Here is a 22,686-nt window from a genome sequence, read left to right as displayed (position 1 = left end):
AGAGCTATGAGTCTGACCATCACGCTGACGGGAACGGGCGGTGCCCAGTTAGTACCGGTTTTTGGCTGCGACTGTGCAGCCTGCCAACGGGCACGTATACAGACACAATACCGTCGTCGCCCCTGTAGCGGGGTGGTCAGGTTCAATGATTCGGTGACGCTGCTGGACGCGGGGATCCCACACCTGATGGATGACTGGCCCGCAGGCAGTTTCCGGCAATTTTTGCTAACCCACTACCATATGGATCATGTTCAGGGGCTGTTTCCGCTGCGCTGGGGTGTAGGCAAGACCATCCCGGTGTACGGACCGCCGGATAAACAGGGCTGTGACGATCTGTTTAAGCATCCCGGCATTCTCGATTTTAGCCATACGGTCGAACCGTTTGTGGTCTTTGATCTCCAGGGCTTACAGGTTACTCCATTGCCGCTTAACCACTCAAAACTGACGTTTGGTTATCTGCTGGAAACCGCGCACAGTCGCCTGGCGTGGCTCTCCGACACCGCCGGACTACCTGACAAGACGCTGAAATTCCTGATCAACAATCAACCTCAGGCAATCGTCATCGATTGTAGCCATGCCCCGCGCACCGAACCGCCGCGTAATCATTGCGATCTCAACACCGTAATGGCACTCAATGAGCTGATTCGCTGCCCGAGGGTGATCCTGACTCACATCAGCCACCAGTTCGACGCATGGATGATGGAAAATCCATTACCAAAAGGGATGGAGGCCGGATATGACGGGATGGAAATTGTGCTGGATTAGCCCACTTCACGCGCGCTTCACACTCCAGGCCTATGCTCCCTGCACATTGTTCAATTTGAAGGGAATCGCATGACCCGAACACGACGTATCATCCACCACGCCAGTTGGTTCACGCTGCTGGGGCCGTTTATCGGCATGCTGTTAACCCTTATCGGTCTGATGTGCATAACGTCTGATTCAGCCATGCGCCTGCTGGCCGACATTCTGCACATGTTTTCGCTGTTTATTACGCTGACATGGATAATCGGTGCGATTCCCGCGCTACTGACGGGAATCATCGTCGCGAAAAAAGGTGAATGGGGCGTTAACGATCGTAGTCCTCTTCCATTCTGCGCTCTTCATCTTCAAGCTGACGCCGTTCCTGATCGAGCTGACGCTGGCGGTCGTCTAACTGACGACGACGGTCTTCAAACTGGCGACGGCGGTTATCATACTGCCTGCGACGATCGTCGCTCATCTGGCGCTGCCAGCTTTCATCACGGGAATCGTCGTAATCCCGATTATTTTCAGGTTTATAGGCATCGCTGACGGCACGTTGAATATTGCCGATGGCGTCATCGATAATATCCGCCTGTGCCGAAATGGTGGTCAGCATCAGTAGACTGAATAAAAAGAGTGTCGTGGAGCGTTTCATAAAACCAGCCCTGAAGAGAAACTCGCTCCACGGTAATCAAAGCACTGTCACACAAGTAGCGGAGGATTCTCAATTCCGTGGGTGGCGTAGCACCTGCGCCAGTTCGCTACGGGTAAAAGGTTTACGCAATAACGCTACTTCCGGTAGCGCTGGGTTGTGCGCCGGGCGTAAATCCTGGCCGCTGATCAGCAGGATGGTCAACTGCGGATAATGCTTCAGCGCGTGGTTAACCACATCCACCCCGCTTAAGCCACCAGGTAACATTAAGTCACTGATAAGAATATCAATCTCAGATGACGACGCCAGCATATGCATCGCCTGTTCGCCGTTGGACGCCTCCAGCGTCAGATAGCCCAGCAGGTGTAGCTGCTCGCACAACGTCTGGCGCACGTCGGCCTCATCTTCGAGTACCAGAACCAGTTTTTCGCCGCGGGTTGTGGCGTGTTCCGTTATCGGTTCTGCCTGAATCTGTACCGGCACAATCGCGCGAGGAAGCTGTAACCTGACGGTAGTTCCCTGCCCTGGCGCGCTTTCAATCTCGACGCGACCGCCGGACTGGCGCACAAATCCGTATACCATCGACAACCCCAGCCCGCTGCCGCTGCCGGTCTGTTTGGTAGTGAAAAACGGTTCAAAGACCTGTGCTTTGATCTCCTGCGACATGCCGCTACCCTGGTCGGCAACCTCCAGCATCACCATGTCCTGCCTGCGTCCATCGCTGCGCGTCACCCGCTGATTCCAGCTGCGAATTTTAATCGTGCCCGCCTGCCCTTCCATCGCATCACGGGCATTCATGACCAGATTAATGATGGCATTTTCCAGTTGGCTGACGTCAATCCACGCCGGCCAGGCGGGCGTCTGGGCTTCAATCTCCAGCGTCAGCGTGGCGGGTAACGAGTGGCGCATCAACTCACCCAGATTCTCCAGCAACGTTTTCAGCTCTACCGCATGCGGATGCAAAGATTGTTTACGCGAAAAGGCTAATAGTCGCTGGGTCAGCAGCGCCCCGCGCTCGGCCGCTTTGAGCGCCCGGTTGATACGCGGCGCATCGGGAGAATCCGGATTGACCAAATCCAGACTGCCAATAATCACCGCCAGCAGGTTATTGAAATCATGCGCTAATCCACCCGTCAACTGCCCCACCGCCTTCAGCTTTTGGCTGTGCAGCAGCGCTTCTTCCAGCTCCTGACGTTCGGTGCGGTCGATTTCCATCTGCGTGGTTTTTTCTTTCAGCAACCGGGTGGTGTGCTCAAGCGAAGCCGTGTTACGCGCAAAAACGCTAAAAGCACGCGCCAGCTCTCCCAGCTCATCGCGACGTTGCAGGGCAGGAACACTAACGTCTGATTCACCATGCGCCAGCCGGGTCATCGCACGCGAGATAGCCGTCAGGTTGGAGCCAAGATTACGGTAGATATACCAGCCGGCAAAACCGGTGATCACCACCGCCAGCAGCGCAAAGATCATGATAAACAGCACGCCGGACTGCAATTCATGATGGCTCTGTGCCACCCGCTGTTCAGAGATAATCGCCACCTGTGAGACATACTGGTTGATATCACTGTTGAGGATCGCTACCAGCGCTTTGATATGAAACATATACCAGTTGATCGCCAGATCGCTCTGTTCCAGCGCTGACGAAAGCGGTTCAAGCTTATGTAGCTCCTGATTGAAGTCGTTGAGAATACGGTTAATCAACAGGCTGGCATTGTGCAGTGGCAACGCAGGCATTACATCGTCCAGCTGTTTGATCACCGATCGCGGCGTTGGCGTTTCGATAGCGGCGACGATCAAGCGATCCATTTGCCCCAGCAGCACGTCATCCTGCCCATCGGTGAGTTTTTGCAGATGGCGTAAGTAACTTTGATTCTGGTACAGCGAACTGAGCAATGCGTTACGTTCCAGATGTCGTAACTGACCGCGCTGTAACATGCCTTCCACACTGCTTTGCAACTCATTGCTGCGTTGAATAATTCGTCCAACCAACTCCGGTTCCTGCTGTGCCAGCGGTGCGCTGGCCAGTTGTTCCAGCGAATGTTTTAGCGCCCGCTGGGTCTCCTGTAACCGCTCCGCTTCACCTTTGTATTCCAGCGCCCCCACCACTTGCGAGAGCCGCACCGCCGCCGTTGCCACGTTTGCTGTATCGCGCGCCAGATTCATGCTACCGGTCATATCGTCTACGGTTTGCTGTTGCACCTGTTCCTGAATCTGACTGGCATGCTGAAAACCCAGCACCGCAACGCCACTCACCATCAGCGTGACCGCGACCACCAGCAGGTTAAAGAACAGCAGTCGCCCACGCGCACTGGCGAAAAAGTGACGTCCGGGTTGCGGCATATCACGCTCCATGAAGAAAAATCGCAATATGACAAATATGAACGACTTCTGACATTTTGCATTTACATTCCTGTGATGGACTGCTGATATCGGCCACCCCGCAGGAGATCCGTTATGAGCAAGACACCGGTTCTGGAAATGCGCAATATTGCCAAAGCATTTGGCAAATTTTATGCGCTGAAAGGGGTCGATTTGACGGTCTGGACCGGTGAGATCCACGCGCTGATGGGCGAAAACGGCGCGGGAAAAAGCACCCTGATGAAGATCCTTGCTGGCGCCTATACCGCCACCAGTGGTGAGATCCTGATTGACGGTCAGCCTTTTCATATTCGTGGGCCAAAGGATGCGCTTAGTGCAGGCATTACGTTGATTTATCAGGAGATGCAGCTCGCACCGAATCTTACAGTAGCGGAAAATATCTTCCTCGGCAGCGAGCTGTCGCGTGGTGGTCTGGTCCAGCGTAAAGAGATGGTGATGCAGGCGCAAAAGGTCATCGACCGGCTTGGCGCGCAGTTTAAGGCCAGCGATCGCGTGATGACACTCACTATCGCCGAACAGCAGCAGGTGGAAATCGCCCGCGCTCTGCACCGTAACAGCCGCATCCTGGTAATGGATGAACCCACCGCCGCACTCTCCTCCCGTGAAACCCACCGCCTGTTTGAGCTGATCATGCGTCTGCGTGATGAAGGCATGGCGATTATCTACATCAGCCACCGTATGGCAGAAGTCTACGAACTGTCGGATCGCGTCAGCGTATTACGCGACGGGCAGTACGTCGGCAGTTTGACCCGCGACAAGCTCAACGCCTCCGAACTGGTACGTATGATGGTGGGCCGCCCTTTAAGCGATCTGTTCAACAAAGAACGCGATATCCCATTAGGCAAAGCGCGTCTGAATGTCCATCACCTGACTGATGGCAACAAAGTCCAGCCATGCAGTTTACTGGTGCGTTCCGGGGAGATCGTTGGCCTGGCTGGGCTGGTCGGAGCCGGGCGTTCCGAACTGGCGCAACTCATATTTGGCGTACGTAAAGCGATCAGCGGCATGATTGAAGTGGACGGTGAGCCGGTGGTGATCCACTCCCCGCGCGAAGCCATTGACCACGGTATCGGTTTTCTTACCGAAAATCGCAAAGAACAGGGGCTGTTTTTAGAGCTGGCGGCGGCAGAGAACATCACCATGGCAACCCTGGAACGTGATGCAAACTGGGGCATGCTCAACCGCAAAAAGGCACAGACCATTTCTGATGACGCCATCCAGTTGCTCAATATCCGCGTCCCACATGCTCAGGTTCGCGCAGGCGGTCTGTCTGGCGGTAACCAGCAAAAATTACTGATCTCACGCTGGGTAGCGATTGGCCCACGCATTTTGATCCTTGATGAACCGACCCGTGGTGTGGACGTCGGAGCAAAAAGCGAGATCTACCGGATCATGAACGATATGGCGCGCAAAGGCGTGGCGATCCTGATGATCTCCAGCGAACTGCCGGAAGTCGTCGGCATGAGCGATCGGGTGTATGTGATGCGCGAAGGCAGTATTGCCGGAGAGCTGAACGGACAAAGCATTACTCAGGAAAACATTATGACGCTGGCGACCGGCGTGAACGACTCCCATCATCAGGCGGTGCACCATGACTAATCCAACCACTCCCCAGCAGGTGGCAAAATCGGCCTCCGCAAAAAAAATGCTGATGAGCGATCTGATGCAAACGGTCGGCATTTTACCCATTTTGATCCTGATTGTGGCGGTATTTGGTTTTATCGCCCCAAACTTTTTTACTGAGAGCAACCTGCTCAATATTACCCGTCAGGCATCGATTAACATCGTACTGGCTGCCGGAATGACCTTCATCATTCTGACCGGCGGGATCGATCTCTCCGTGGGCTCCATTCTTGGTACTACCGCAGTCGCGGCGATGGTCGTTTCTCTTATTCCTGAACTGTCCATGCTGTCGATTCCGGCTGCGCTGATGCTCGGTCTGGTTCTGGGGTTGTTTAACGGCGCGCTGGTCGCCTTTGCCGGATTGCCACCGTTTATCGTTACGCTTGGGACCTACACGGCACTACGCGGTGCGGCCTATCTGCTGGCAGACGGGACGACAGTAATTAACTCCAACATTAGCTTTGAGTGGATCGGCAACAACTATCTCGGGCCGATTCCGTGGCTGGTGGTCATTGCCCTGGCGGTGATTGTCGTGTGTTGGTTTATTCTGCGCCGCACCACACTGGGCGTTCATATCTACGCAGTCGGCGGCAACATGCAGGCGGCACGGTTAACCGGCATCAAAGTGTGGCTGGTGCTGCTGTTCGTCTACGGCATGAGCGGTCTGCTTTCGGGTCTTGGCGGGGTGATGAGCGCCTCACGACTGTACAGCGCCAACGGCAACTTAGGCATGGGCTATGAGCTGGACGCCATCGCGGCGGTGATCCTCGGCGGCACCAGTTTTGTCGGCGGAATTGGCACCATCACCGGCACGCTGGTTGGGGCGCTTATTATCGCGACGCTCAATAACGGAATGACGCTGATGGGCGTTTCCTATTTCTGGCAACTGGTGATCAAAGGGGCGGTGATCATCATAGCGGTGCTAATCGACAAATACCGTACCCGACACCATCAAAGTGCATAAGCCAACTTGCCGGATGGCGGCGCAATTGCCTTATCCGGCTTATAACAACAATACCCTACGTGAGGAAACGAGTATGCGTTTGAAGCCATTAGTGACTGCGCTCTGTGCTGGCGCACTGCTTGCTGCTACGCCTTATGTGCAGGCAAAAGAACTGAAATCAATCGGCGTAACGGTGGGCGATCTTGCCAACCCGTTCTTCGTACAGATAACCAAAGGTGCGGAGCTGGAAGCACGCAAACTGGCGGGTGATGGTGTCAAAGTAACGCTGGTTTCCAGCGGCTACGATCTGGGGCAGCAGGTGTCTCAGATCGACAACTTTATTGCCGCCAAAGTTGACATGATTATTCTTAACGCTGCCGATTCCAAAGGCATCGGACCGGCGGTCAAGCGGGCAAAAGATGCGGGGATCGTCGTGGTCGCTGTTGACGTGGCGGCTGAAGGTGCAGATGCGACCATCACCTCCGATAACACCCAGGCAGGTGAAATGGCCTGTAAGTACATCACCGATCGCCTGAAAGGCAAAGGCAACGTCGTGATCATCAACGGGCCTCCGGTTTCCGCAGTACAGAACCGCGTGGAAGGCTGCCAGACCGAATTCAAACGCCACCCGGACATCAAGGTGCTTTCACATAACCAGAACGCCAAAGGCAGCCGTGAAGGTGGACTGGAGATCATGACTGCATTGCTGGCGGCCAATCCGAAGATCGACGGCGTATTCGCGATTAACGATCCCACGGCGATCGGCGCCGATCTGGCAGCAAAACAGGCGCAACGCAGTGAATTCTTTATTGTTGGTGTTGACGGATCTCCGGACGGAGAAGAAGCACTGAAGCGTGAGAATTCACTGTTTGTGGCGACCCCGGCACAAGATCCGCAAGTGATGGCTGCCAAGGCGGTAGAAATCGGCTATGACATATTACAGGGGAAACCCGCGCCGAAAGAGCCTGTGCTGATCCCGGTGACGATGATCGATAAAAACAACGTCGGTAGCTATAAGGGTTGGACGGTGAAATAACCCCCCACCACGACACTGCCGGATGGCGGCATCAATGCCCTGTCCGGCGTTATAAGGAGAATGCTGCCCATGAAACGCTCCGCAATAAACGAAATTCTCGGCCACACACGCCAGTTTTTTTCCCTGCACGATGTGCATCTCCCGCCTTTTGCCAGCTTTCCGCCAACCCAATGGCGCAAACTCGATGCCTCCGCATGGAGCGAAGTCTTTGACCTCAAACTCGGCTGGGATGTCACTGCATTCGGTGGCAACAACTTCGCCGCACTGGGATTAACGCTGTTCACCCTACGTAATGGCTCGCCGAAAGGCATGCCTTATGAGAAATGCTACGCCGAAAAAATCATGCATGTCCGTGATGCACAGGTCACCCCAATGCACTTTCACTGGCGCAAGCGCGAAGACATTATCAATCGCGGCGGCGGCAATTTGATTGTTGAACTGTGGAACGCCGATATTCGCGAGCAAACAGAAGCGAGCAACGTCAGCGTGGTCATTGACGGTTGTCGGCAAATCCACTCCGCTGGCAGCCAGTTACGCCTGACTCCAGGGGAAAGCATCTGCCTGACACCCGGTCTGTATCACAGCTTTTGGGCTGAGGAAGGTTTCGGCGACGTACTGGTTGGCGAAGTGTCTTCTGTTAATGACGACGACCATGACAATCACTTTCTGCTGCCGATCGCCCGTTATAACGACATTGAAGAAGATGAACCGGCGCAGTTGGTGCTGTGTAACGAGTATCGCCTGTTCCGTTAACCAAGGAGCGTATTATGCCGTTGATTTCTCTTGCCGATGGCCTCGCCCATGCTCGCGAGCACCGCTATGCCTTAGGGGCTTTTAACGTCCTCGATTCACACTTTCTGCGCGCGCTGTTTGCCGCAGCCAAACAGGAACGTTCACCGTTTATTATCAACATTGCCGAAGTCCACTTTAAATATGTCTCGCTGGATTCGCTGGTCGAAGCGGTGAAATTTGAAGCCGCACGGCATGATATCCCGGTGGTGCTTAACCTTGACCACGGTCTGCACTTTGAGTCAGTCGTCCGGGCACTGCGATTAGGATTCAGTTCAGTAATGTTCGATGGTTCAACGCTGGATTACGAAGAAAACATCCGTCAGACCCGCGAAGTGGTGAAGATGTGTCACGCCGTCGGCGTTTCGGTGGAAGCGGAACTGGGTGCGGTGGGCGGTGATGAAGGCGGTGCGCTGTACGGTCATGCCGACGAATCATTATTTACCGATCCCATGCTGGCACGCGATTTCGTCGACAGAACCGGTATTGACGCGCTGGCAGTTGCTATTGGCAATGCGCACGGCAAGTATAAAGGCGAGCCAAAACTCGACTTCCCGCGTCTGGACGCCATTCGCCAGCAGGCAGCGATCCCGTTGGTACTACATGGGGGTTCAGGCATCAGTGATGATGACTTCCGCCGTGCGATCGAACTGGGGATTCATAAAATCAACTTTTATACCGGCATGTCACAGGCGGCACTGGCTGCAGTAGAGTCGCGCATGGCCAATCGTCAGTCGCTGTACGATGAATTTGCCGAGCTGTTATTAGGTATTGAAGAGGCCATCACCGATACCGTTTCCGAACAGATGCGCATCTTTGGCAGCGCGGGGCAGGTCTGATGGAACGCAGGGGCATTATCGCCGCGGGCAACATGCTGGTCGATCATGTACATCAGATCGTGCAATGGCCGGAGCGCGGCTGGCTGGCTGAAATAACCCGTAGCGAACGCGCAACGGGCGGTGCGCCGTTAAACGTGCTGCTCACGCTGGCGAAAATGCACACGGGTTTGCCGCTGCAGGCGGTGGGATTGATCGGCCAGGACAGCGACGGGGACTACATCATGGCGATGCTCGAGCAGTATCACGTTAATCGCCAGCACGTACAGCGCACCACCTCAGCCCCTACCTCGATGTCTCAGGTGATGACCGACCCAGGCGGCCAGCGTACTTTTTTCCACTCTCCCGGCGCGAACAGGCTACTGGATTTGCCCGCATTTGGCGCACTTGATACGTCGATGAAAATTTTCCATCTGGGTTATCTGCTGCTGCTCGACAGTCTGGACATGCCAGACGAAGAGTTCGGTACGCGCAGCGCACGATTGTTGGCACAAATGCGTGAGAATGGATTTGAAACATCGCTGGATCTGGTGTCTCGCAAGGGTGATCCACGCTATCAACCACTGGTAATGCCCGCGCTGCGTCATCTGGATTATCTGGTCATCAACGAGCTGGAGGCCGGAGAATTCAGCGGTCTGGAGATCCGCCAGCCCAACGGTGAGTTACATATCCCCCATATCGCCAGCGCCGCGCGTGAACTCCTGGACGCAGGCGTGCGCCAGCGAGTGGTGATCCACTGCCCGGAAGGCGCCTGGGGAGAAACGCCGGATCAGGATGGCGTCTGGATACCGTCACAGTATCTGGCACAGGAGGAGATCGTGGGCAGCGTCGGCGCGGGGGATGCGTTTTGCGCGGGTTTTCTGTACGGCTGCCACGAACGCTGGTCGCTGACGGATAGCGTCAGACTGGCGCACGCCTGCGCACGGGCAAGCTTGCTGTGCGCCAACGCGATTGACGGTGCAAAAACGCTGGAAGAGTTAAAAGCCGGAATGGCTGAGGCCTGATGGCGCGACGCTTATCAGGCCTACGGGAAACGTGTAGGCCTGGGTGATAAAATTACGCTGCTTTATCGTGATGCTGCACGTCAGCGGCGAACACATAACCCAGGCCGCGCAGAGTTTTGATCAACGTCGGCTGATGCGGATTGTTCTCTATTTTTCGCCGCAAACGCATAATTAATACATCGATAGTACGGTCAAAGACTTCGACGTTGTCGCTACGCGTTAGCTCCAGTAACTGTTCACGGCTCAGTACCCGACGGGCGTTTTGCGCCAGCGCCAGTAGCAGACTGTACTCGCCTTGCGTCAGATCCACTTTCAACTGTTGGGGGTTATGCAACTGGCAGCCTGCGGTATCAAGATGCCAGCCATTAAAGGAGAGCCCCGTCGTTTGCGGGCCAGTGCTTTCTGCACTGAGCACTCCGACACGCCTGAGCACCGCCTTCACCCGCGCCACCAGCACGCGGGCGTTGAACGGTTTGCCAATGTAGTCATCAGCGCCCATTTCCAGTCCCACAACCACATCCGACTCACTGCCCAGCCCGGTCAACATCACGACCGGCAACCCTGGCCTCATCTTTTGCACCTGTTGCAGCACCATCAACCCGTTGGTATCGGGCAGCATCATATCCAGCAATACCAGAGCAATATCCGGCTGGGTATCAATACAGCGCAACGCCTCCTGCCCGGTATGACAGGCCGTCACAGCAAAGACATGCTCACTCAGCACATCCTGTAACAATGCGCAGATCGCCACGTCATCATCCACAACCAGTATGGCTGGCTTCATTATTCTTCCCCATTTTATGCCAACTCAAATGAGTGTGAATGATTCTGCACAGAGTGACAGCGATAAGGCACAAGGACGTGCGGGAAACATAACCTTGGTCACACTGCCAGGCCGTCACACATTTGGAATTCGTCACGTCAAATATGACGACAGCCTGTTTTTCGTCAGGGTTTTGTTCAAAATTCACCCGTAATATCAGTAAATGCCCCTAATAAAAACATGGCATAAAAGATGCATAACTAAAGCGACAAGCGCGTATGCGCGATTTGATTAACTGGAGCGAGACCGATGAAAAAAGTCGTCACGGTTTGCCCATATTGCGCATCAGGTTGCAAAATCAACCTGGTGGTCGATAACGGCAAAATCGTCCGGGCTGAGGCGGCGCAGGGGAAAACCAACCAGGGTACCCTGTGTCTGAAGGGCTACTATGGCTGGGATTTTATTAACGATACCCAGATCCTGACCCCTCGTCTGAAAACCCCAATGATCCGTCGCCAGCGTGGCGGCAAGCTGGAATCTGTATCCTGGGATGAAGCGCTTAATTACGTCGCCGATCGCCTGAGCGCCATCAAAGCGAAGTATGGCCCGGACGCCATTCAGACGACCGGTTCATCTCGCGGCACAGGTAACGAAACCAACTATGTAATGCAAAAATTCGCGCGCGCCGTTATTGGTACCAATAACGTTGACTGCTGCGCTCGCGTCTGACACGGCCCTTCGGTTGCAGGTCTGCACCAATCGGTCGGTAACGGCGCAATGAGTAATGCTATCAATGAAATTGATAACACAGATTTAGTGTTCATCTTCGGGTACAACCCGGCGGATTCCCACCCTATCGTGGCGAATCACGTGATTAACGCTAAACGTAACGGGGCGAAAATTATCGTCTGCGATCCGCGCAAAATTGAAACTGCGCGCATTGCCGACATGCACATCGCGTTGAAAAACGGCTCGAATATCGCGCTGCTCAACGCCATGGGACATGTCATTATCGAAGAAAAACTGTATGACCAGGCGTTCGTGGCCTCGCGTACGGAAGGCTTCGAAGAGTACAGCAAGATTGTCGAAGGCTACACGCCGGAGTCCGTCGAAGATATTACTGGCGTTAGCGCTCAGGAAATTCGTCAGGCTGCGCGTATGTACGCATCGGCAAAAAGCGCGGCCATCCTCTGGGGCATGGGTGTTACCCAGTTCTATCAGGGTGTGGAAACCGTGCGTTCACTGACCAGCCTCGCCATGCTGACCGGTAACCTCGGTAAGCCAAGCGTGGGTGTTAACCCGGTCCGTGGCCAGAACAACGTTCAGGGCGCATGCGACATGGGTGCACTGCCGGATACCTATCCGGGCTATCAGTATGTGAAAGATCCGGCTAACCGCGAGAAATTCGCCAAAGCCTGGGGCGTTGAAAGCCTGCCTGCACATACCGGCTATCGCATCAGCGAACTGCCGCACCGTGCGGCACATGGCGAAGTTCGCGCGGCGTACATTATGGGTGAAGATCCATTACAGACCGATGCTGAACTCTCCGCGGTGCGCAAAGGCTTTGAGGATCTGGAACTGGTCATTGTGCAGGATATCTTCATGACCAAAACAGCCGCTGCCGCAGACGTTATTTTACCGTCTACGTCATGGGGTGAGCATGAAGGCGTTTTCTCCGCAGCTGACCGTGGCTTCCAGCGCTTCTTTAAAGCCGTTGAGCCGAAGTGGGACCTGAAAACGGACTGGCAGATTATCAGTGAAATCGCTACCCGTATGGGCTATCCGATGCACTACAACAACACCCAGGAAATCTGGGATGAGTTGCGTCATCTGTGCCCTGATTTCTACGGTGCCACTTACGAGAAAATGGGCGAGCTGGGTTATATCCAGTGGCCGTGTCGCGACACCTCAGATGCCGACCAGGGTACGTCTTACCTCTTCAAAGAGAAGTTCGACACCCCGAACGGCCTGGCGCAGTTCTTCACCTGCGACTGGGTAGCGCCAATCGATAAACTCACCGAAGAGTACCCAATGGTACTGTCTACGGTGCGTGAAGTTGGCCACTACTCTTGCCGCTCCATGACCGGCAACTGTGCAGCGCTGGCTGCACTGGCGGATGAACCGGGCTATGCCCAGATCAACACCGCCGACGCTGAACGTCTGGGTATTCAGGATGAAGATCTGGTGTGGGTTAACTCTCGCAAGGGTAGAGTTATCACCCGCGCGGCAGTGAGTGACCGTCCGAACAAAGGTGCGATTTACATGACCTACCAGTGGTGGATTGGGGCATGTAATGAACTGGTAACCGAGAACTTAAGCCCGATTACCAAAACGCCGGAGTATAAGTACTGTGCCGTCAACGTTGAACGCATTGCCGATCAGCGTGCTGCCGAACAATACGTTATTGATGAGTACACCAAGCTGAAAGCCAGCCTGCGCGAAAGCGCAATGGGTTAAGCTTGTCTCTACGGCCTCCATTCGGAGGCCGTTTTTTTATGCAAATATTCTCTCTATACTGTTCATTCCCTACACTAAATCTAAAAATAAGATGAAACGACTTTTCGCCTTAATGGTGTTAATCACATGCTTTGTCCATGCCGAAGAGCCTGGTAGCCAGTTTCTGCAGGCTGCCGAATCCGGAGACCGACGTGCGCAATACTTCCTCGCTGATACCTGGTTTAGTTCCGGCGATTTGAGCAAAGCCGAATACTGGGCGCAAAAAGCCGCCGACAACGGTGATGCAGATGCCTGGGCCTTACTGGCGCAAATTAAGATAACCAATCCGGTCAGTCTGGATTACCCGGAAGCCAAAACGCTGGCCGAAAAAGCCACTCAGGCTGGCAGTAAGGCCGGGGAAATCACGCTGGCGCGAATTCTGGTGAACACTCAGGCGGGGCGACCAGATTATCCCAAAGCCATTACGTTGCTACAAAATGCATCCGAGAATCTGGAAAGCGATTCAGCTGTTGATGCACAAATGCTGCTAGGGCTGATTTATGCCAACGGTGTGGGCATACCCGCAGATGATGAGAAAGCGACATGGTATTTCAAACGCAGTTCTGCCATTTCGCGTACCGGTTATTCCGAGTACTGGGCGGGGATGATGTTCTTAAACGGCGAGCAGGGCTTTATCGAGAAGAATAAACAGAAGGCTCTGCACTGGCTGAATCTGAGCTGTACGGAAGGATTTGATACCGGCTGCGAGGAGTTTGATAAGTTAACGAACGGCTAGTTTTGAGTTGCCGGATGAACGTAGTCGTTGTAGGCCTGATAAACGTAGCGCCATCAGGCAACCCAGAGCAGGTTGCCGGATGGCGGCGTTGCCTTATCCGGCCCTACAAGGCGGTCTTCTCAAATTTCCCCAGCACCTCACGCTCATAGGCCAGCGCTTTTTTGCGGTCAAATTTGTGTTCCCATTTCGCAATAACCAGTACTGCCAGCGCGTTACCCACCACATTCAGTGCGGTACGCGCCATATCAAGGATACGGTCGACACCGGCAATGAACGCCAGGCCTTCAAGTGGAATCCCCACGCTGCCAAGCGTAGCCAGCAGCACGACAAAAGATACGCCCGGCACGCCTGCGATCCCTTTCGACGTCACCATCAACGTCAGCACCAGCACGATTTCCTGCCACAATGACAGATCAATACCGTACAACTGAGCGATAAAGATAGCGGCGATACTCTGGTACAGCGTCGAACCATCAAGGTTGAATGAATAACCGGTCGGCACCACGAAGCTGGTGATCGACGCCGGAGCGCCATAGGCTTCCATCTTCTCAATAATACGCGGCAGCACGCTCTCGGAACTGGCGGTGGAATAGGCCAGAATCAACTCGTCTTTCAGAATACGAATCAGGATCCAGATGCTCAGCCCACACACGCGTGCCACGATACCCAGTACGACCAACGCGAAGAACAGGATGGCGAAATGCACCAGCAGTACCAGCTTCGCCAGCGGCCACAGGGATGCAAAACCGAAGTTTGCAACGGTAACGGCAATCAACGCAAAAACACCGACCGGCGCATAACGCATCACCATGTGCGTCACTTTAAACATGGTTTCAGAGATGGAGCGAAACACGGTAACCAGCGGTTCGCGGTGGGTCGCTGGCAGAGAAGACAACCCTAAGCCAAACAGCACCGAGAAGAAGATAATCGGCAGCATTTCGCCTTTTGCCATTGATGCAACAATGTTGGTCGGCACCAGTGACAAAATAGTGCCCATCAGGCCATGCGCGTGGCTCTGCACTTCTGCGGTTGTGCTTTGATATTTCGAAATATCCACGGTCGCCAGTTGCGACATATCAACGCCGGTACCGGGCTGGAATACGTTCGCCAGCGTGATACCGAGGATGATCGCAACGGTGGTGATCACTTCGAAATAGATAATGGTTTTTGCGCCAATACGACCCAGTTGTTTTGCATCACCGACCCCGGCGATACCTACAATCAGCGTTGAGATAACAATCGGAACTACGATCATTTTGATCAGGTGGATAAAGATATCGCCTGCCGGGGACAGCAGGTTTAACACCAGCCATTCTCGGCTGTCACTATGGTAATGCAGGTAACTCCCTAGCAAAATGCCCAGCACCATGGCGATCAAAATCTGCCAGGCCAGGCTGACTTTCAAATTTTTCATAACAACGGACTTCCTCGGTGGAGCGCTATTCCACATGCAGTGTGTGGTAATAGTACATACTGAAAGGGTATGAATTGTGTTGCGTTCGTTTATGGAGTTTTTTAACGCTTATTATCATTATCATTTGCGTGCTATCTCGCGCAACCCTCCAGGAACAGAGCCTTCAGCTGAATTTATGCATAAAAATGCAATTTTATCGGGATAACGATGAATAACTTTTTGTTATAAAAGAATTTTAATATGTTCAAAAATGAAGAAGTCATGGCGTGAGTTTTTTTTGCTCATTTGTTCGTTCGCCTGTTTTTTAAACAGCAAAAACGATGCAAATCACAAAAAAACAATTTTATTTCTGCCGATTCTGCAACAACTTCGCCATATTGATAGAGTCAATCAACTGCACACGATTCACCCTTGGTGAGTTTAAATCCAGTACTTTTTGCCACTGCGAAATAGCCTGATCGTAATCAGCCTGCATAAATGCATCGGAAGCCAGAAGCATCAACGCGGTGACTTCACTGGCGTCCAGCGCCAGGGCTTTATCTATCATTTCACGGGTTTTTGGTGTCATGTGCTGCCCGGCCTGATAGTACAACACCGTCGCCAGAGCCGAGTAGATTTCAGCGTTTTCGCCGCGTAAACGCAGCGCCTGTTCATAGGCCAGCAGCGCATTATGATACGCATTTTGCCAGAGATAATACTCACCAAGCAGCGCCCACTGCGCGCTGTCCTGCGGGTTAGCGCGGATTTTCTCCTGCAGGGATAGTAGCTGTTTTTCCTGCACATTTTCAGCAGAAAAGGCGTGTAAAGGGTCCGCCAGACGCGCCTGTTCCACGCGGATCGCCTGCCATTTTGGCATCAGAAAATAAGCCCCCACGCAGGCTGCTGCCACCAGCATGACCGAGACACTCAGCCACTTCAGCGGAAGCCGACGTGATGAGGTAACAAGCCGCGATGGTTCTGCCAGATCATGGTTCAGCTCCTGTTGTAACTGCTCCGCCTCGGGTTGTGCCAGTAGCCGCTGAGCCTGCTGCTGGCTGTGACGCAGTAATATTACACTGACCTGATGCAGACTCATTTACGTTCTCCGCGGTTGCGTTGGCTGACTCTCACCCGCCACAGGATAATCCCTCCCAGCAACAACAGGACGCACGGCAATGCCCACAGCAGCAGCGTTTGTCCAGTCAACGGGGGGTTATAGCGCACAAAATCGCCGTAGCGCTCAGTCATCCAGGTGGTGATTTCCTCCTCGCTTTTCCCCTCTTCCACCATGCTGTAAACCTGATGACGCATACTGACCGCCACTGGCGCATTGGATTCCAGTAAGTTTTGGTTCTGGCACTGGGGGCAGCGTAGTTGGCTGGCAATAAATAGCGCTTTTTCCTGCTGTTGCGGGTTTCCAAAGCGCCAGGTATCCACAATCTGAGCATGGCCGCTAAAGGGCAGAAAAATCAGCACTGCCAGCAGTAACATCGTTTTGCCGGATGATGGCGTCGAAGCCTTATTCAGCTTTTCTGATTCATCACAGACAGGAGCGATAAGCGCAGCATCATCAGGCAACAATCCAGGACGCTTCCTCCCTCGCCATCCGCTGAGCAGCGCACCGAGTACCATCAACAACCCGCCGCCCCATACCCAACGCACGCCGGTCTGAATGTAAAAGCGCATCGCATATCTCTCTTCCCCGGTTTTTTCGCCCATCACCGCATACCAGTCATGAAGCAGATCCCAGCGAATACCCGGCTCCATCATCTGTTGACGCCGTGCCGCATAAAAACGTCGCTCTGGCACAACGCTGCCGATGTGCTGCCCATCTTCTGAGATAACGATTCGCGCTTTTTCGGTGGTGTAGTTCCCGTGTGCGGCAAGATCGAGGCGATCAAAACGAAACGTATAACCTGCCAGTTCAACCTGTTCCCCGGGGCTTAAATTAAGGCTTATCTCGTGCCGACTGCCGCTGGAGAAGATGATCCCCGCAGCAAATACCAGCACACCGGTGTGCGCCAGCAATGCCGGAAGCTGGCGGCGTAGTGCCTCCAGAGGCTGAAACCAGAGTCGCACCATTACCGCAGCGACCAGCCCACCAGCCATTGCGTCCAGCGTACCCAGCGACCAGCACAGCGCAGCCACCAACAAACCAATGGCAAATGGCCAGACCCGTCGGCGCAAGGAAATGCGTGCAGAGCGTTTCCAGAACCCGCCCGCCGACAGACCAAGCACCACCAGCATGAGCAGGCCGAACGGCAGCGTGGCACGATTAAAATAAGGTGCGCCAACGGAGAGTCGTCCCCAACCAAACAGGCCATAAATCATCGGATAGAGCGTACCGATCAGCACGATTAGCAGCACTGCGCAAAAGAGCAGCAACGCCGCCAGAATCGACATCTCGCGCGACCAGCCGCCAAAACGCGCAGCCTGGTGGACATCCCGCGCCCGCCAGGCATACAGACCAAGTGATGCCAGGCTTAGCACGGTAAACAGCGCGAACAGCGGCGCGGCGCGGACGTTATCCAGCGCGAAGGCGTGGACAGAAACCAAAATACCGGAACGTACAATCAGCGTACCCAGCAGCGATAATATCAGCGTCACAATCGCCAGCAGCAGCGACCAGTGGCGGAAGATTCCCCGCTGGCAAGTGACATACAGGCTATGCAGCAACGCGCTGGCAGAAAGCCAGGGTAATAAAGAAGCGTTTTCAACCGGGTCCCAGAACCACCAACCGCCCCAACCCAGCTCGCAATACGCCCACCAGGAACCGAGGATGATACCCAACGTCAGAGCGCACCAGCCAGGCAGCGCCCAGCGCCAGCATACCCAGGCGGTCGCCGCGCTAAAGCTCCCGCGTAGCAGCGAAGCCAGCGCTACGCCAGCCGCCACCATCAGGCCACCGTAGCCAAGATAGAGCAGCGGCGGGTGGAAGATAAGTCCAGGGTGTTGCAGCATCGGATTAAGGTCGCGCCCTTCAATCGCTGGCGGGAAGATACGCACAAACGGATCAGACCACACCACCACAAACAGCAGGAGCAGAGCTGTCATGATTGACAGAACGCTGAGAGTCAGCGGAAACAGCGTGTCCGGTTCCCGCCGATAGCGCCAGGCGAACAGCGCACTCCAGCCGGAAAGAAACAGTACCCACAACAGGAGCGATCCTTCATGACCGCCCCATACCGCCGCAAGTTTTAACCCCCACGGCAGCAGGCTGTAACTATGCTGGGCAACGTAAACAACGGAGAAATCGCTGGTCAGAAAACAGAAAGCCAGAATGGCAAAAGCCAGCAGCAGCAGTGTAAATTGCGTCCATACGCCAACGCTTGCCAGACGCATCACGCCCTGCCAGCGCAGGCGAACACCCACCAGCGCGGCAAGCGGGGTCAACACGTTGACCCCGAGACTTAACAGGAGTGCCAGAAAACCGGCTTCAGGAAGGAATATTTCCAGAAATCACCCTACCTTATGCAACTGTAAGCTGGCCTGCGTACAGAATAAAAAAGCGCAGTAACAGCACTCCTGTCAGACTGGCGCCACACACCGCCAGAACGCCGTGAAACGTCGAGCTACGATTAGCCCAGGGTTTCAGCAGCATCGGTAGTATCAGCCCAAGCCCGGCAACGCCAAGCCAGAACCACCAGGTCCAGAAACCACCACCCAGCGCTGCTGCCAGTGCACGCATTTTGCCGTCATCGCCTAATGCCAGCCCCACAAAGAACGCTGCCAGCAGGAAGATCTCCAGCCAGACAACCGGGGTTTCCATACGGTGAACAAAGTGCGCCTCAGTACTGTGCGGGTTGCTGCGATGGCGTAATGCCATGGCAATTAACGCAACCGCCGCCCCGGAGGAGATCCCGGAGAACAGGAACAGGACCGGCAGGATCGGGTTATTCAGGAATGGATAGGATTTCAGCGCCGACAGCAGGAACCCGGTATATGCCCCGAGCAGTACCGCCAGCACCAGCATTACTGTTTCCAGCAGACGATGGAACGGCGTTATCAGCGCCAGCAGTTTCTGCACGATACTCAGACGCGGGATGAAGCGCTGTTGCAGGGCAATAACATCTTTTTCGAAGATTTTTGCCAGCCACAACACCAGCACCACCATGTACAACTGAAACAGCATGACCCCCATCGACATCACCGAAGTGAAGCTGTAGTGGAACATCAGTTTCCAGAAGGTCCACGGTCGCGTCAGGTGGAATACCAGAATCAACAGACCAAGAATAATCGCTCCCGGCCCGAGTACCAGCGTGGTGCGCAGCAGCGTACTGTCGGCACCGCCCGCTTCCGGGTGCAGCCGTCGCAGCAATACCGACAACGTCACCAGTCCAGCGGATATGCCAATCAGAAACAGATAGATGGCAATGGGCCAATCCCACACCAGTGATTCAAAATGAAAAGCAGAAGCGGGTGTCATTGGCTCACCTCCCCATATTTAAAGGGAACGCGGTAGACCTTCGGTTTTGTGCCCAGCGCCAGCTTGTAACGGTAGGTGTTTTTCTGGTGCAACAAACGAGAGATGTCGCTGTTGGGATCGTCCAGATTACCGAACGTCAACGCTTTCGTCGGACACGACTCAACGCAGGCAGGCAGTTTGCCCGCTTTCAGGTTGGTTTTCCGACAGAAATCGCATTTATCCGCCGTCTTATTGACCGGGTGGATAAATCGCACACGGTAAGGACAAGCGGCAATGCAATACTGGCAGCCGACGCAAAGATCCGGGTTTACATCCACAATCCCGGTGGTGGCATCGCGATACGACGCCCCCGTCGGGCAGACGTCAACACAGGGAGCATGATCGCAGTGCTGGCAAGAGTGACGGAAGAAGCGGTACTTCACATCGGGAAACGTCCCCAGCGGCTCACTACGAATAATCGTCAGACGCGAGACGCCTTCTGGCACGTTGTTGACTTCCCGACAGGCATCCATACAGGCAGTGCAGCCGATGCATAATGACTCATCATGTATCATGCCGTAACGGACGCCGTTGATATTCAACGTCTTCGCCACAACGCGTCCCGCCGTCCCGCTCACAGCCACCAGCGCGCTGACGCCGGTGATAAACTGGCGACGAGAGCAACTCATGGATGCTCCTTAAGCAAGGGAATAGACGCCGGGTTAAAGTTTGGATTGTTACGCTGATCGCTGTGGCAATCGACGCAAATCTTAATCCGTCCTTTATCGCTTAGCGTCTGCATCGTGTCTTGCTTCGGATGCAATGAGTGACAGCTGGCACAGGCCACTTTAGTCACGTGGACATCATGCGGCCAGAACGCTTTTTGCAACTGCTCAGGTAGGTGGCAGGACATACAGACGCTGTTCTGCTGCTCCACGTTGTACATCGGCTCATTAAAGCGCATCACATCCTTCACTCCTTCACGGTGATTCGGGGATGGCTGGCCGTGACAGTTGGTACAGGTAACCGGCAGTTTATTATTCGGGTTGATGACTTGTGCATGTTTACCATGCATGCCTTCAGTGTCTGGCTTATGACAATCCAGACAGGCGGCATCCGGGTTACGCTGTTGGGTTACCGTCCAGCGTTGCTCCGATTCCTGTGGCGTTGGCGTGGCGGTTATCCCGCACAGGCTCCAGAACAGGCCTGACGCCAGCACCCCAGCAGTTAATAACGAACGTAATACGCTCATATTCACTCCGTTGAGTTATCCGCCCCTTGCGAGGCGGAATGGGGTTATTGGCTTAACAGACCGTTTTTACGTGCCTGGTCTTCCCATTGCGGAATCACCGTTTTGATGAAGTCCTGCTTCTCAGCATTGATTTGCTGCATATTCAGACCAATCGCCTGCTGGGCTTTCTCCTTGGTGGAGATATCCGGCAGAGGGATTTCATGAGTGATGCCTTTGGTCGCCAGCAGACGTACCAGTTTGGTGCGTGCATCAGCGGCTTTATCCATCGCGCTACCCAACATACGCAGACCTTCTTCCGGCGCGTGCATGTGAATACCGTGTGAAGCAATCGACAGATCCCAGCGCCATTGTGCATGGCGAATATCTTCCAGAATCGGCTTCATTTCAGCTTCCGTCGCGCCCGCATCCCATGCAGCTTTTGCTTCAAAGTGCGCATGAACCAGTTGATCCTCAACTTTGATTTTCAGGTCATGAATCGCTTGTTTACGCTCAGCAACCACTTTTTGCAGTGAGGCTTTATCCTGGGTGTGGCAGTTAGCGCAGGTCTGAGGGAAGTTATCGAACGGGTTACCAATCTTATGGTCGGTATAGATCTTGCCTTCGGCGTTCTGTACTTTCGGCATGTGACAGTCAATACAGGTCACATTGTTCTTGCCATGAATGCCCACGCTCCAGGTTTCATATTCCGGGTGCTGCGCTTTCAGCATTGGCGTTTTAGACAGAGAGTTGGTCCAGTCGGAGAACGCGATGGCGTCGTAGTATTTCTCCATGTTCTCAACTTTCATGCCCTCATCCCACGGGAACTTAACGGCTTTGTTTTTACCGTCAAAGTAGTACTCCACGTGGCACTGACCGCAAACCATTGACTGCTGGTCAAAGCGACCGGCTTTATCAAACGGTTTGCCAATCGTTTCCATAGCGCGTTCCGCGTAAGGGCGAGACAGCGTCAATTCAGGCTTCCCTTTGGCGAAATCTGGCGATGCGGTGTTATGGCAATCGCCGCAGCCTAAGTTGTTAACAATTTCAGGGCCGCCACGCGCCCATTTGCCGTGAAAGTAACCGTCTTCCCCGTCTTTCTGGATCAGACGTGCCACATCCGGGCTTTTACAGCTCCAGCAGGCCATCGGCAGCGGACCATCTTCTGCCGTTTTTGGCGCGCCGGTACGTCAGGTTTCACGCACATCGGTAACCGCGTACGCGTGCCCACGCGGTTTGTTGTAATCGCGGGAGAAAGGATATCCCGCCCACAGGATCACCAGTCGAGGATCTTCTGCCAGCGCATCTTCACGAGCTGACTGCTCCGACGTGGCTTTCCAGGAGAGATATTGATCGGGATGCTGAGGGGCGAAGGTTTCATTCTTCGCTTCAACGGTGACGGTCTTTGCGGGTACAGGGGTTTGTTCAGCGTTAACAACAGATATAAATAAAAACGGTAATATCAGGCTGAAGAAACGGCGTACGCGTGATTTTGTCCTTGCCATAGGGGTCTCATCCAGATGACGCCATTACTTTCAATGGCGGTTCTTTTATTGTTTTCCATAACAGCAACCACACGAATACTGTCATGACATTGCTCCACCCTATTTGTAACAAGAAACCCCACAAGAAATGTTGTTTTTAATCAATTGTAAGTGTATG

At 54.2% G+C, this 22,686-nt stretch carries 18 protein-coding genes and 2 pseudogenes; 10 read left to right on the top strand and 10 right to left on the bottom strand.

Features of this window, described 5'->3' with window-relative positions; all coding sequences use genetic code 11:
• Positions 1-6 precede the first annotated feature (6 nt).
• Both phnP and cbrB read left to right on the top strand, forming a co-directional pair.
• Complete coding sequence (phnP, locus tag OH663_RS18000; protein WP_200012903.1) at positions 7-765, top strand: phosphonate metabolism protein PhnP; 759 nt, start codon at positions 7-9, stop codon at positions 763-765.
• A 69-nt stretch (positions 766-834) separates the two neighbouring features.
• Positions 835-1,038 (top strand): annotated as a pseudogene (cbrB, locus tag OH663_RS26115) (inner membrane protein CbrB); the annotation flags it as partial.
• A gap of 31 nt (positions 1,039-1,069) precedes the next feature.
• On the opposite strand, the gene yjdP reads toward cbrB, so the two are convergent.
• Both yjdP and OH663_RS17990 read right to left on the bottom strand, forming a co-directional pair.
• Entirely contained in the window at positions 1,070-1,399 is a 330-nt protein-coding gene (gene yjdP / locus OH663_RS17995; protein WP_048222388.1) for a DDRRRQL repeat protein YjdP, read from the bottom strand.
• A gap of 69 nt (positions 1,400-1,468) precedes the next feature.
• Positions 1,469-3,733, bottom strand: coding sequence for a hybrid sensor histidine kinase/response regulator (locus OH663_RS17990; protein ID WP_200012905.1), 2,265 nt, complete (start codon positions 3,731-3,733; stop codon positions 1,469-1,471).
• A gap of 114 nt (positions 3,734-3,847) precedes the next feature.
• On the opposite strand from OH663_RS17990, the gene OH663_RS17985 reads away from it, so the two are divergent.
• From OH663_RS17985 to OH663_RS17960, 6 genes are all read left to right on the top strand, one after another.
• Positions 3,848-5,371 carry a sugar ABC transporter ATP-binding protein gene (locus tag OH663_RS17985; RefSeq protein WP_045438697.1) on the top strand — a complete coding sequence of 508 codons (1,524 nt, stop codon included), beginning with the start codon at positions 3,848-3,850 and terminating at the stop codon, positions 5,369-5,371.
• Complete coding sequence (locus OH663_RS17980) at positions 5,364-6,359, top strand: ABC transporter permease subunit (RefSeq protein WP_045438694.1); 996 nt, start codon at positions 5,364-5,366, stop codon at positions 6,357-6,359. The genes OH663_RS17985 and OH663_RS17980 overlap by 8 nt, the downstream gene beginning before the upstream one ends.
• A 73-nt stretch (positions 6,360-6,432) precedes the next feature.
• Positions 6,433-7,374: an ABC transporter substrate-binding protein gene (locus OH663_RS17975; RefSeq protein WP_045438690.1), complete on the top strand. Its 942-nt coding sequence runs from the start codon at positions 6,433-6,435 to the stop codon at positions 7,372-7,374.
• Positions 7,375-7,443: 69 nt separating this feature from the next.
• Entirely contained in the window at positions 7,444-8,127 is a 684-nt protein-coding gene (locus OH663_RS17970; protein WP_045438687.1) for a D-lyxose/D-mannose isomerase, read from the top strand.
• Positions 8,128-8,141: 14 nt separating this feature from the next.
• Positions 8,142-9,002 (top strand): ketose 1,6-bisphosphate aldolase, encoded by an 861-nt coding sequence (locus tag OH663_RS17965; RefSeq protein WP_200012907.1) that lies wholly within the window; start codon positions 8,142-8,144, stop codon positions 9,000-9,002.
• A complete protein-coding gene (locus OH663_RS17960; protein ID WP_200012947.1) occupies positions 8,999-10,003 on the top strand; it encodes a carbohydrate kinase family protein in 1,005 nt (334 codons plus the stop codon). The genes OH663_RS17965 and OH663_RS17960 overlap by 4 nt, the downstream gene beginning before the upstream one ends.
• Positions 10,004-10,055: 52 nt before the next feature.
• Here OH663_RS17960 and OH663_RS17955 read toward each other — a convergent pair whose 3' ends face one another.
• On the bottom strand, positions 10,056-10,787 hold the full coding sequence (locus tag OH663_RS17955; RefSeq protein WP_048222403.1) for a response regulator: 732 nt from the start codon (positions 10,785-10,787) through the stop codon (positions 10,056-10,058).
• 288 nt (positions 10,788-11,075) lie between these two features.
• On the opposite strand from OH663_RS17955, the gene fdhF reads away from it, so the two are divergent.
• Both fdhF and yjcO read left to right on the top strand, forming a co-directional pair.
• Positions 11,076-13,223, top strand: a complete 2,148-nt coding sequence (gene fdhF / locus OH663_RS17950; RefSeq protein WP_081918179.1) for a formate dehydrogenase subunit alpha — start codon at positions 11,076-11,078, stop codon at positions 13,221-13,223.
• 91 nt (positions 13,224-13,314) lie between these two features.
• Complete coding sequence (gene yjcO / locus OH663_RS17945; RefSeq protein ID WP_048222406.1) at positions 13,315-13,998, top strand: Sel1 family TPR-like repeat protein YjcO; 684 nt, start codon at positions 13,315-13,317, stop codon at positions 13,996-13,998.
• A 103-nt stretch (positions 13,999-14,101) separates the two neighbouring features.
• Here yjcO and gltP read toward each other — a convergent pair whose 3' ends face one another.
• From gltP to nrfA, 7 genes and pseudogenes are all read right to left on the bottom strand, one after another.
• Positions 14,102-15,412, bottom strand: coding sequence for a glutamate/aspartate:proton symporter GltP (gene gltP, locus OH663_RS17940; RefSeq protein ID WP_045438658.1), 1,311 nt, complete (start codon positions 15,410-15,412; stop codon positions 14,102-14,104).
• A gap of 343 nt (positions 15,413-15,755) precedes the next feature.
• Positions 15,756-16,307 (bottom strand): heme lyase NrfEFG subunit NrfG, encoded by a 552-nt coding sequence (gene nrfG / locus OH663_RS17935; protein WP_231593098.1) that lies wholly within the window; start codon positions 16,305-16,307, stop codon positions 15,756-15,758.
• Positions 16,308-16,483: 176 nt separating this feature from the next.
• Positions 16,484-18,847: a heme lyase NrfEFG subunit NrfF gene (gene nrfF / locus OH663_RS17930; protein ID WP_200012948.1), complete on the bottom strand. Its 2,364-nt coding sequence runs from the start codon at positions 18,845-18,847 to the stop codon at positions 16,484-16,486.
• A gap of 13 nt (positions 18,848-18,860) precedes the next feature.
• Positions 18,861-19,817, bottom strand: coding sequence for a cytochrome c nitrite reductase subunit NrfD (gene nrfD / locus OH663_RS17925; protein ID WP_045438653.1), 957 nt, complete (start codon positions 19,815-19,817; stop codon positions 18,861-18,863).
• Complete coding sequence (nrfC, locus tag OH663_RS17920; RefSeq protein WP_200012911.1) at positions 19,814-20,485, bottom strand: cytochrome c nitrite reductase Fe-S protein; 672 nt, start codon at positions 20,483-20,485, stop codon at positions 19,814-19,816. The genes nrfD and nrfC overlap by 4 nt, the downstream gene beginning before the upstream one ends.
• On the bottom strand, positions 20,482-21,048 hold the full coding sequence (gene nrfB, locus OH663_RS17915; protein ID WP_045438645.1) for a cytochrome c nitrite reductase pentaheme subunit: 567 nt from the start codon (positions 21,046-21,048) through the stop codon (positions 20,482-20,484). The genes nrfC and nrfB overlap by 4 nt, the downstream gene beginning before the upstream one ends.
• Positions 21,049-21,092: 44 nt before the next feature.
• A pseudogene (gene nrfA / locus OH663_RS17910) lies at positions 21,093-22,529 on the bottom strand (ammonia-forming nitrite reductase cytochrome c552 subunit).
• Between the last annotated feature and the right edge of the window lie 157 nt (positions 22,530-22,686).

The organism is Citrobacter sp. Marseille-Q5395 (genome assembly GCF_947057495.1).
Lineage (GTDB): Bacteria > Pseudomonadota > Gammaproteobacteria > Enterobacterales > Enterobacteriaceae > Citrobacter > Citrobacter murliniae.
The sequence above is the reverse complement of the archived record's forward strand: the minus strand, read 5'-3'. Positions and strand labels throughout refer to the sequence as shown.